Consider the following 11,345-nt stretch of genomic DNA (forward strand, 5'->3'; position numbering starts at 1 on the left):
TAGGTTCTACAGGCTTTCTGAACATCATTCTTTTGAATGTTTTTCTTTGTGATTAAGATAGTCTTCTTCTTCATTTTTTGGTTTTTTCTTTCTAGCTTGGCGCACAATTAATATAACAATAATGACAACTAACAATAAGCTGACATTTAAGAAGCCTCCAAAAAACTTAAAGAGTTCAGACATAAAGTTATCCATGCTGCTTCACCTCTTCTCAGCATTTTCCCCCTTTTTACGGTTTTTAAACCGTTTCTCTACTAAGAAGGTGAGTGAGAGGCAGTGTAACACTAACTTTCGTCCCTTTTCCCAACTTACTCGTATAATCTACTCTTCCACCCATTGATTCAATGATTCGCGTAGATACCATCGTTCCTAAACCGGTTCCTTGCTCTTTCGTGGAAAAGAAAAGTGAACCCACCCGTGCAAGCTGTTCTTTCGTCATTCCTTTACCTGTATCCCTCACAATAATCTTTACGCTGTCATCCTCTTCTATTAATTTTATAGTCACGCGTCCTTCTTTCGGTGTTGCCTCTACAGCATTTTTCAAAATATTTATAAGTGCTTGTTTTAACTGATTGCGGTCCGTAGTTATGACAGCGTCTGATTCAATAGTGTGTGTGAGCGAAATTCCTTCCTTTAACGCATAAGGGTTTAATAGAATGCTTAATTCCATTACTAATAAGGGAAGAGGGAATGTCTCAATCTTTTTAAATTCAGGTTTTGCAAAATTCAAGTAATCGCTAATAATATTTTCAGCTCTTCCTAGTTCACTAAGGATGAGTGGATAGTAATGCTTATGTCTCTCGTCTTCCCCTTCCATCAACTGAAGAAACCCTTTTACAACAGTTAGCGGATTACGAACTTCATGTGCGATGGATGCTGCGAGCTCTCCAAGCGTATGCTGCTTCTCAGAACGACGTATCTCATCTTTCATCAAGTTTCTTTCAATGACAGATTCATTAAGAACAGCTGCGAAAACCACTGCTAAGATCTGAATGGTGCCAAACACACCTATGTATAGTACTAATTTTTGATCAAACACTAAAAAATCCTGATTAAAAGACAAATAGATCAACAGGATGATTAACTGAACAAGCGCTGGCCATGACCCTATTATAATTGAGAGATGAACCCTCTTCTTCGGGGTGGATTTCCAGAAGTATTTATAGATGAAAAAAGGGACTGAGCAAGCAATTACTGCTACGATATACGCTAAGAACAGGGTTTCGCCACCCATAGCTGTTCTAGTCAGCATAAGAGCAGCTATCGTTATGATTCCAGAAATCGGACCACCATAAAAAATAGACAGGACGACTGGAACATACCTTAGATCCCAGTACAGTGAAGAATCATAATAGGCAAAATACATACAAAGCGATGCGGCCGAACCATATAATAAGCCTAAGAAATATGGTGACCTGCCTATTTTCCGATGTTCGAACAAAAAGCTATAGCTCAATACGGGCGCAAGAACAATTAAAACATGTAAAAGCAGCTTCTCAACAATCATTCTATACTCCTTAGTCCGAGTGTCTTATGTTCTATCAATACGACAAAAAAAGGGCAATTCCTTCAAGAATCGCCCTTTTGTTATGACTAAAGTCTCATTCACCAAACATATTCACTTATCATGCATCTTGTTTTAATTGACTGTGATAGAGAGAATAATAGAATTTCTTGTTTTTTAGCAGCTCTCCGTGTGTCCCTTTTTCTAGGATACCACCATCGTGAAGGACTAAAATTTGATCAGCCTGTTGAATCGTGTTCAATCGATGTGCGATCACAAAGCTCGTTCTACCCTGCATAAGACGCTGCAGGGCTTCTTGTATCTTCATCTCAGTAATCGTATCAATGGAGCTAGTCGCTTCATCTAAAATCAGTAAAGACGGATCTGCCAATATCGCTCTTGCGATAGATAAAAGCTGTTTTTGTCCCTGACTAATGCCGCTGCCTTCTTGGTTCAGTATCGTTCGATAACCTTTAGGCAGCTTCTGAACGAAAGAATGAGCATTCGCTAGTTTTGCAGCATTCACTACTTCTTCATCCGTCGCATTCAACCGTCCATACCGAATATTCTCAAGGATTGTTCCCTCAAACAAAAAAGAATCTTGAAGAACAAACCCCATATGACTACGGAGCGAGTTTCTTTTCACTTTTTTAATGTCATGTCCATCGATTAAGATCTGACCACTATCGCTTTCATAAAACCTAGAAAGCAGATTTACGATGGTAGTTTTTCCTGCACCAGTCGGCCCCACCAAGGCAACCGTCTCTCCCTCTTTCACAGAAAAACTCAATCCACTCACGGTTTTTTCATCCTTTTCATAAGAGAACGAAACATCTTTAAATTCTACTTTTCCTTTTACAGAAGGCAGTTCAGCAGCCCCGTTTTCATCCTTCTCTTCTTGTGATTCATCAAGGATTTCAAAGACTCTCTCTGCTCCAGCAACCGCAGAAAGTAACGTATTAAATTGGTTGGCTAAATCATTGAGTGGTCTCGTAAATTGTCTCGAATACTCAACAAATATAACAATTACACCGATTGAAACCTTTCCCTCTAGAGCAATCATGCCACCGATTCCAGCAATTAATGCAAAGCTTCCATTGTTGAGCACGTTCATCAATTTCGGTATAAAACCGGAGAAGGTCTGCGCCCAATAACCAGACTCTCTCAACCGCTCATTCTTAGCCATAAATTCTTCCATTACTCTTTTTTCCTGTGAGAACGATTTTACGATACGCTGACCAGAAGTGATCTCTTCGATATATCCATTGATCTCACCCAGATTTCTTTGCTGCTCTTTAAACCGCGCACCTGTTCTATTTGTAATCCACTTTAGACCAAAGAACATGAGTGGAACGATAGATAAAGAGATCAGCGTTAGTATGGGACTTAAATAGATCATGACACCGACTGTTCCAACAAGGGTGAGTATGCTTGAGAATACTTGAATAAACGAACTGTTCAGCGTGGAACTGACATTTTCTATATCATTCGTTACCCGGCTCATCAGTTCACCATGTTGCCGTTTATCAAAAAAGGAAATCGATAATCGATGAAACTGGCTAAACAGATCGTTTCTCATTCTTAATACGGTATCTTGTGCGATGCCGATCATCCAATAGTTTTGCAGCCAAGTCGAAAGAGATTGACCTACAAATACAAAGATAAGACCGAATAAAAGTTTGTTTAATCCATCTATATTTTCTTTTACGATATACGAATCTATAGCCATACCGATCAAAAAAGGACCGAGTAAGCTTAAAGCCGAGCTTATGATGACCATGAGCAACACTAGACTCAGAAGGAATTTTTGATCAGAAAAATAACTTCCGATCCGTTTGATCGTACTTGCCCAATTTTTAGGTTTTACTTTTTTTCCAAATAAATGATTATGTGGATGAGGTCTGTTTGAATCCTTTGACATGCTGAAAGTCCTCCTCCCCAAACTGTGATTGAACGATTTTTACATACAATGGTGAGGTATTCATCAATTCTGTATGTGTTCCCCATGCCTCAACTGCTCCGTCGTCTAAGAGCAGAATATGATCCGCTTCCATCGCAGTACTGATTTTTTGCGTAATAATAAATGTAGTGCACGAGTATGTTTTTAGCGCTCTTAACAGCTTTGCTTCCGTTTTCAAATCCAATGCACTCGTACTATCATCCAGCATGAGTATCTTCGGTTTGCGAAGTAGTGCTCTTGCGATAGACAAACGCTGTTTCTGTCCACCAGAGAGGTTGACACCACGCTGACCCACTCGGGTATCATACTGATTCGGCAATTTTTCTACAGTCTCATGAATTTGTGCATCGACAGCCGCTGATACAACTTCATCAAAAGTGGCTCCCTCTTTTCCCCAGCCAATATTCTCTGAGATAGACCCAGTAAAAAGAACGGCTTCTTGAGGGACAACACCGATTGCTTTTCGAAGCGTTTCAATCGGATAGTTCTTTACATTTATCCCATCAACAAGTACTTCACCTTCTGTTACATCATAAAGCCTAGGTACGAGTTGAAAGAGTGAAGTCTTACCAGAACCTGTTGAACCAAGAATCGCTAACGTCTGTCCTGGATTTACAGAAAAAGTGAGATTTCGAAGAACAGGTATATCACTCTCTGGATAGTGGAAAGAAACATTCTTAAATTCGACTAATCCGTCACTTATCGCTAAAGATTGGTCTGTATCCTGAGATTCAACTAAGTCAATCTCTGTATCAAGCACTTCTCCTATTCGCTGTGCAGATGCTTTTGCACGGGAGAAAGCCACAATAATAAACGATATAATCGTCAGTACAGAGGAAATACGGAATGAGTAGTTTACGATCGCTACCACTTCTCCTACCTCAATTGACCCCATACTAACCTGTCTGCTGCCGAACCAAAGGATGAACAAAATCCCAATATTCATGACAAACAATAAGACAGGAATTGATACCTCAATTAAGCGAAGAGATGAGACTGTCTTTTCCTTCAATTCTCCGCTCGCTTGTTCAAAGCGATTTTTCTCGAAATCTCTTCGTAAAAAGGCTTTGATCAGACGCATTCCCATCAGATTTTCACGCATCACACGATTCACGCCATCTAGCTTGTCTTGAACATCCCTAAACATACTGCCCGCAGTCTGGAGAACCCATTTTAAGAAAAATAACAAGAACGGTAATAAAACAACTAGCACTAGAGCCAGTTTCCAGTTCACGATTAAAGACATGATCACGCCACCTGCTAGTAACAGAGGTGCTCTAAGCATGATCCGCAAGCTCATAAATACTGTATTCTGAAGTTGTGTCACATCATTTGTCATTCGTGTTATTAACGATGAGGCAGGGAACTTATTGAAATTCACAAAAGAAAAAGACTGCACCTTCTCAAAAACACGCCGTCTAATATCAAAACCATAGTTCTGACTAACATGTGCTGAGAAGAATGAATTCGCAATGCCGGCTGCAAATGCTACTAGAGCAAGCCCAAACATGACAGCTCCCCAATACTTAACAACGCTTAAATCACTTTTTAAGATACCGTCATCAATAATTTTCGCCATAATTAACGGCTGCAGAAGTTCAACTCCAAGTTCAGTTAACGTTAAAAAAAGTGCAACACCTATCGCGACACGGTACGCTTTTAAATACGAAAATACTTTCCACATAATTTATCCCCCGAACATTACCGATGTTTAACAAACTTAACCATCTATCATTATATTATCCTTTTTCTTAAAAATATTTAACTATTTCGACTTCTTATCCTATTTTTTTCTAAATGAAAAACCCGCCAATATGCTTAGCGAGTCTTCTCCACCTTATCTTCTTTTCCGTTCACTTCAATTTCTGCTTTCTTTGGCCATGTTTTTACATGGTCAGTTTCTAAGATCCCCATTGTAACATCACCAATGTCGGTATCTTCTAAAAGCTTATCTCTCACCCGATACTTAATATCATCAGCATCAGCCAAAGTAAATCCTTCTTTTAATTCAATATAGCTTTCTACGTGATACCTTCTACCTTCTTGTAGGATTCTTAGCTCTTTTATGTCCACGACATCTTGGTCTGAAAGAATCACATTCGCAATTCGATCTTCAACGACTTTTGGAGCAGCAACACCAATCAGCCCTCGTGTGTTTTCAATCCCTAACTTAAAAGCTACAACAACGAGCAGAATTCCAATCAATAATGTTCCGATACCATCCAATATATACGCGCCTGTTAAGTCTGCCAACACGATAGATATGAGAGCTAACAAAGCACCAGAAGTTGCGATTAAATCTTCATAAAATACTAAGCGGGTTGGTGGTGCGGCTAAACCAACATTCTTAAAAGATTCCTTTACGATCCCAAATCCTTTTGCATCACTTCTCGTCTCATGTACGATCTCCTTCATCGCCTTAATAAGGATAAAACCATCAACTAAGATCGCTAGTATCATAATTGATATATTCAATAATAGATTCGTTGAAGACTGTGGATTCTGTATGAGTTTCCAACCTTTTAATATCGTTTCATATGCCATGATCGAAACTACGATAACAGCTACCAGTACGAACAAATTCACAACACGGCCAAACCCTGCTGGAAATCGTTTAGTCGGTTCTTTTTCAGAAAGAGCACTTCCGAAAAATACAAATGCCTGGTTTAATGCATCTGCAGCCGAGTGCAGAGTTGTTGCAAACATAGCACCACTTCCACTGACTGCGGCAGCAATCCCTTTTGCAATAGCAAGTACTGTGTTTCCTAATGCGGCAATGCCAGACGACTTATTTCCTTTTTTAAGTAGTTCAATCAAAGATCTGCCTCCACTCTTGTTTTGTTTTTTTTAACAATAAAAATAGCTTGTTAATCTTATTCTTTATGATTACCTTATTGAAGCTTAGATTGCGTAGCCATACAACAGCTAATTTGAGTAGATAGCTTGAATGACTCTCCTTGGAAAGAAAGTGTAACGAAACATGGAAATAAATCAATTACTTCCAAAAGCAAAAAAGAAGAAGAAAAGACTTGTTACGCACTTTTCTAAAAAATTTTCCCTTCAGCTCATTGACTCCCTTGAAGTTTATTGGAGTGGAAGGTGCGAGACTCTCGGCTAGGACAGGCGGGCAGTCTTCAAAGTGGCAGTGGCTCGTTCAGCCCCGACAAGCAAAAGTTGAATGGACTATGAAGGCGCACTTTGCCTTATTGACCGTTAAACCTTTGACCTCGAGGGGCTAGCCGCTGTAACTAGCCAGGTGAGACACTTAAAAGTGAAACGTATAAATGTGGCTCACCACCTGCCCCGCGGAAAGCGAGCACTTGGAAAGGAAATGAACTACTTTCATAAAACATCAATGAACACGAGTACATCTTTTTAATAAGAATTCCTGTAATGCTTCTTATTTAAACCACAATAAAAAAACAGGCTGCTATAAACAGCCTGTTCATAATTGTTCACTATGATACTTTCTCTTCATTATTACCTTGAGACTCTTTATATCCGCCTTCCCAATACTCAGCATTCTTAATGCCCAGTTTGGTTGAATCAAAAACTGGATCAAGCCCAGCTTTCTTTTGCTCCTCGTAATCTTTTAATACACGAAGTGCTGGCTTAGCTAAAATCAGGATAGCGATCAAGTTCAGCCAAACCATGATACCTAGACCGAGGTCTCCTAGTGCCCAAGCTAAGTCTGCTGTTTTCACTGCTCCGTAATACGTCGTTCCTAACAATACAATTTTAAGCAAGAACATAGGAATTTTGTTGTTACGGCCTCTCATAAGGTATGCGATATTCGTTTCTGCAATATAGTAGTACGCCATAATCGTTGTGAATGCGAAGAAAAATAATGATACAGCGACAAAGCCAGAACCGAACCCAGGAAGAACAGATTCAATAGCCTCTTGAGTAAAAGCAGTCCCCGCTTCTACGTTAGGAAGGTTCTCAACAATAAACGAGTTGTCTGCTTCATTTTGAACATTGTACATTCCCGTAAAAAGAATCATGAACGCTGTTGCTGTACATACAAGCCATGTATCAATATATACAGAGAACGCTTGTACAAGTCCTTGTTTAGCAGGATGCGATACTTCAGCTGCTGCAGCTGGATGAGGCCCTGTACCTTGCCCCGCTTCGTTTGAATAGATTCCACGCTTAACGCCCCACATGATCGCAGAACCTACAATTCCACCAAATGCAGAATCAAAAGAAAACGCACTCCTGAAAATTAAAGAAAGTACTTCAGGAATCTGAGGGATATGGAAAGCAACAATGATTAATGAAACAAGCACATAGCCAATTGCCATAAAAGGAACCACATATTGCGCTACATTGGCAATCCTTTTAACACCACCAAAAATGATAGCGGCTAAAATAACAATTAAGAAAATACCCGTTACGGACGGATTGATGTTAAAAGCATTATCAAGTCCAGCAGCAATCGAGTTAGACTGGATACCCGGCATCAGTAGTGCCATAGCAGCTAAAGCTGATATGGCGAAAATAATCCCGTACCATTTCCAACCTATACCCTTTTCAATATAATACGCAGGGCCACCACGATATTCCCCGTCCTGTTTCACTTTATACACTTGAGCAAGTGCTGATTCAACAAAAGCACTAGAAGCACCGATAAATGCGATCATCCACATCCAGAAAACCGCACCAGGGCCACCAAATCCGATCGCAGTTGCTGTTCCTGCGATGTTACCCGTTCCTACTCGGCCTGATAACGCAATCGCCAAAGCTTGGAAAGAGGAGACTCCAGCTTTCGAACTTTTTCCTTCTAACATGAGTTTGATCATTTCTTTAAAGTGACGAACTTGCAAAAATCTCGTTAAAATTGAGAATAATAGCCCTACGCCTAAACAAAAATAAATCATCGGCTGACTCCACAGAATCGCCACTGCATCTCCTACAAACGTTTCAAAGCTGTTCAAAAACTTTACCCCCTTGTATTTGACTGAAAATTTTCTCTATTTGTAATTATATGATAAATCATATATGATTACAAATTGTGACTAGAAACGCCAAAATTATTTACGGTTTTTTACCTATTATGAAGTTAGTCATGGTAAGAAAACAAGATAAAATTCTTTCCAGTATGGACATTTGTATCTTTTGTCGTGTACAGTTCCTAGTTGAATCTCAAATATTCAGAAAAAAATAGTAAAATATAAGCATGATTAAATGGGCAATAAAAAAACCACCTGATCATCAGATGGTTTTACATAACTATTATTAGGGTTAGTGCGTTTTGTTTACAATCGTCTTAAGCTTTGATTTCCGAATAATCTGGTTGATGACTTCAGAGAAAACAAGACCGATCGCAATAGAACCTGAAATCATAAAGGCTTTAGCAGCTAGATTAATTGCAAGATTATAATCATTCTCCACGAAGCTTCTCATTGCATTGTATGCAATACCGCCCGGTACTAACGGAATGATGCCAGCTACGCTATATATGATAACGGGTGTCTTGTACTTTTTGGCAAAGTATTGTGAAGCGATAGCGATCGTAAACGATGCGATAACCGTTGCTAACACCATATCTACACCATTAGTTTCTAATAAAAAATAGAATATCCACCCGATCATTCCTACTAAGCCACAGTGAAACAGGGAGCGCTTCGGACCGTTAAAAATGATAACAAACGCTGCTGACGCTATAAAACTTGTAATGATCTGTTCAACAATTGTCATCGTGAACGCTCCTTCTTAAAAAAATGAAAAGATAACAGCGATTCCTGCACCTATTGCAAAAGCTGTTAAAAAAGCATCTGCGCCTTTAGCCAGGCCCGAGATAAGGTGTCCTGCCATTAAATCACGAACAGCATTCGTAATCAGCAAACCCGGTACCAAAGGCATAACGGACCCAATAATAATTTTGTCCAGCTCACCACCAATTCCTGTCGAAACAAAGAAGAGAGCTTGTAATCCAATTAAAAGGGAAGCAGAAAACTCCGAGAAAAATTTTATAGGAACTAGCTGGTGAAAATAAAGCAGGGACAAGAACCCTAGTCCACCTGTGATAAAAGCGGGCAAAAAGTCTCTCCATTCCCCTTGAAACATGATTAGAAAACAGCCTGAAGAGACAGCTGCTGCTAATACGTGAATCCACAAAGAATAAGGAGAACCTGATGCACTAATCATTTTTAGCTCTTTATATGCTTCTTCGATCGTAAATTCACCAGCGCTGATTCTACGCGATATACCATTCACTTGTGCGACCTTCTCTAGATCTGTTGTTCGTTCGACAATTCGAATCAGCTTCGTCTTTGTAGGCTCATCACCTTCTACAGAAAAAAGAATTCCTGTTGGTGTTACGTAAGGGTGCGACTGATAAGCACCAAAAGAAGAAGCGATACGCATCATCGTATCCTCCACACGGTACGTTTCAGCTCCGCTTTGCAGCATAATTTTGCCTGCTAGTAGACAAACTGCCATTATGTCGTAGGTTTCTTGTTTCTCCATTTCCATTTAGCATACTCTCCAATTAATTACTTACCTTCATTCTACCCAAAAGTAGAGCGTTAATATTTTTACAGTTTAACTGATTGTGACTAATTTCGGCAATGGAGTTGAACAAGTTTACAGATGTTACTACAATAAATTTAATAGGTTAGTCACCATACACATCAAACAAATAACTGAACTGATCCTTTTTATCCCTTTTCTTTTGGGGCAGTCCGCTTTTTTCCTGAAGTGAAACTGTAAACGAAGACAGGTACAGGACTGAGAAGCACATAAAACTTAGACTAACAATGCCAGTTAAAATCACCATACGGCATACCTCCTTTTGGATATATACAAAGGGTATGGTATGAAACGCGTTTCAGAGCAAGAAAAACTTTTTTAAAAGAAAAGGTGAAGGCATGACCAATATAAGAGATATCGCAAAGATGGCCGGTGTTTCTGTTACGACAGTCTCCCGTGTGATCAATAATCATCCGTATGTAAGTGAGGATAAAGTATCAGCCGTTAAAGCTGCTATGAAAAAGTTCAATTATCACCGTAACATTAACGCCGTTCATCTGAGCAGAGGAAAGACGCACTTGATAGGTGTAGTCGTTCCTTTCTCTAACCACCCTTATTTTGGTTTATTGATCGAGGGAATCGCGAACGCAGCATTGAACCACAACTATAAGCTTGCTCTTATTCAAACCAACTATGAAGAAGCGAAAGAAATGGAAGCTTTAAGGATGCTTGAAGATAAGCAGATTGATGCACTGATCATCTGCTCTAGGATCTGTGAGTGGGACGTCATTGAAAGTTACAGAAAGTATGGACCAATCGTCCTTTGTGAAGATTCAAGAAACGATAAGATCTCTACTACATTTATTGATCACTATAAAACATTTACAATGGCTCTAGATTATCTGTACAAAAAAGGGCATCACCATATTGGCTACACGATTGGGAGACAGACTGGAACTAACAGCAAGCAACGAGATGCTGCTTATAAAGAATTTCTAACAAGGTATTCCTTACGTTATGAACCAAATTATATTTTCACAAGCCGTTTCGATGTAGAAGATGGGGTCAGTGTGGTAGAGAATTTATTGGATATGAAAAATCGTCCGACCGCTTTACTTGTCACGAGTGATCAAGTAGCTGCAGGAATCTTAACAGCATGCAGAGAAAACGGTTTGTTTGTACCTGACGACGTCGCAATCATGAGCTTTGATAATCAACCCATCTCAAAAGTAATGCATATTACAACACTTGAAATACCTTTTGTTGAAGTCGGCAAAAAACTTTTTCAGCAAGCATTGAACGATCATGAAGTTTCGCATGAAGAGATCCAGGTACGATTGATCGAGAGGAAGACGGTTTAAATAAAAAATAAAGAAAGCTAGCTCTTAGAAGGTAAATAACCTCATA

10 protein-coding genes are annotated in these 11,345 nt (G+C 39.4%); 1 reads left to right on the forward strand and 9 read right to left on the reverse strand.

Features of this window, described 5'->3' with window-relative positions:
• Positions 1-24: 24 nt before the first annotated feature.
• From IHV11_RS18190 to IHV11_RS18230, 9 genes are all read right to left on the reverse strand, one after another.
• Entirely contained in the window at positions 25-195 is a 171-nt protein-coding gene (locus IHV11_RS18190) for a hypothetical protein (protein WP_186320649.1), read from the reverse strand.
• A gap of 43 nt (positions 196-238) precedes the next feature.
• A complete protein-coding gene (locus tag IHV11_RS18195) occupies positions 239-1,507 on the reverse strand; it encodes an ATP-binding protein (RefSeq protein WP_197191869.1) in 1,269 nt (422 codons plus the stop codon).
• Between the two features lie 118 nt (positions 1,508-1,625).
• Positions 1,626-3,425 carry an ABC transporter ATP-binding protein gene (locus IHV11_RS18200; protein WP_197195800.1) on the reverse strand — a complete coding sequence of 600 codons (1,800 nt, stop codon included), beginning with the start codon at positions 3,423-3,425 and terminating at the stop codon, positions 1,626-1,628.
• Positions 3,391-5,148 (reverse strand): ABC transporter ATP-binding protein, encoded by a 1,758-nt coding sequence (locus IHV11_RS18205; RefSeq protein ID WP_197195801.1) that lies wholly within the window; start codon positions 5,146-5,148, stop codon positions 3,391-3,393. The genes IHV11_RS18200 and IHV11_RS18205 overlap by 35 nt, the downstream gene beginning before the upstream one ends.
• A 134-nt stretch (positions 5,149-5,282) precedes the next feature.
• Complete coding sequence (locus IHV11_RS18210; RefSeq protein ID WP_197195802.1) at positions 5,283-6,281, reverse strand: cation diffusion facilitator family transporter; 999 nt, start codon at positions 6,279-6,281, stop codon at positions 5,283-5,285.
• Positions 6,282-6,922: 641 nt separating this feature from the next.
• A complete protein-coding gene (locus tag IHV11_RS18215; protein ID WP_197195915.1) occupies positions 6,923-8,344 on the reverse strand; it encodes an alanine/glycine:cation symporter family protein in 1,422 nt (473 codons plus the stop codon).
• 364 nt (positions 8,345-8,708) lie between these two features.
• The gene (locus IHV11_RS18220) at positions 8,709-9,164 is read right to left on the reverse strand and encodes a threonine/serine exporter family protein (protein ID WP_137791495.1); all 456 of its coding nucleotides are present in this window, start codon (positions 9,162-9,164) and stop codon (positions 8,709-8,711) included.
• Positions 9,165-9,179: 15 nt separating this feature from the next.
• Complete coding sequence (locus IHV11_RS18225; RefSeq protein ID WP_191754508.1) at positions 9,180-9,941, reverse strand: threonine/serine exporter family protein; 762 nt, start codon at positions 9,939-9,941, stop codon at positions 9,180-9,182.
• Between the two features lie 142 nt (positions 9,942-10,083).
• Positions 10,084-10,245 (reverse strand): hypothetical protein, encoded by a 162-nt coding sequence (locus IHV11_RS18230; RefSeq protein WP_197195803.1) that lies wholly within the window; start codon positions 10,243-10,245, stop codon positions 10,084-10,086.
• 91 nt (positions 10,246-10,336) lie between these two features.
• Between IHV11_RS18230 and IHV11_RS18235 the strand changes: the two genes are divergently transcribed.
• Entirely contained in the window at positions 10,337-11,299 is a 963-nt protein-coding gene (locus IHV11_RS18235) for a LacI family DNA-binding transcriptional regulator (RefSeq protein ID WP_197195804.1), read from the forward strand.
• The last annotated feature ends 46 nt before the right edge of the window (positions 11,300-11,345 follow it).

Origin of the sequence: Fictibacillus sp. 26RED30 (assembly GCF_015903845.1) — a bacterium.
GTDB classification, from domain to species: Bacteria; Bacillota; Bacilli; order Bacillales; family Fictibacillaceae; genus Fictibacillus; species Fictibacillus phosphorivorans.

What these genes read in the sequence shown, in the direction of transcription:
- IHV11_RS18190 (WP_186320649.1), bottom strand. Translation starts at nt 195, where the DNA reads ATGGATAACTTTATGTCTGAACTCTTTAAGTTTTTTGGAGGCTTCTTA.
- IHV11_RS18195 (WP_197191869.1), bottom strand. Translation starts at nt 1,507, where the DNA reads ATGATTGTTGAGAAGCTGCTTTTACATGTTTTAATTGTTCTTGCGCCC.
- IHV11_RS18200 (WP_197195800.1), bottom strand. Translation starts at nt 3,425, where the DNA reads ATGTCAAAGGATTCAAACAGACCTCATCCACATAATCATTTATTTGGA.
- IHV11_RS18205 (WP_197195801.1), bottom strand. Translation starts at nt 5,148, where the DNA reads ATGTGGAAAGTATTTTCGTATTTAAAAGCGTACCGTGTCGCGATAGGT.
- IHV11_RS18215 (WP_197195915.1), bottom strand. Translation starts at nt 8,344, where the DNA reads ATGATTTATTTTTGTTTAGGCGTAGGGCTATTATTCTCAATTTTAACG.
- IHV11_RS18220 (WP_137791495.1), bottom strand. Translation starts at nt 9,164, where the DNA reads ATGACAATTGTTGAACAGATCATTACAAGTTTTATAGCGTCAGCAGCG.
- IHV11_RS18225 (WP_191754508.1), bottom strand. Translation starts at nt 9,941, where the DNA reads ATGGAAATGGAGAAACAAGAAACCTACGACATAATGGCAGTTTGTCTA.
- IHV11_RS18230 (WP_197195803.1), bottom strand. Translation starts at nt 10,245, where the DNA reads ATGGTGATTTTAACTGGCATTGTTAGTCTAAGTTTTATGTGCTTCTCA.
- IHV11_RS18235 (WP_197195804.1), top strand. Translation starts at nt 10,337, where the DNA reads ATGACCAATATAAGAGATATCGCAAAGATGGCCGGTGTTTCTGTTACG.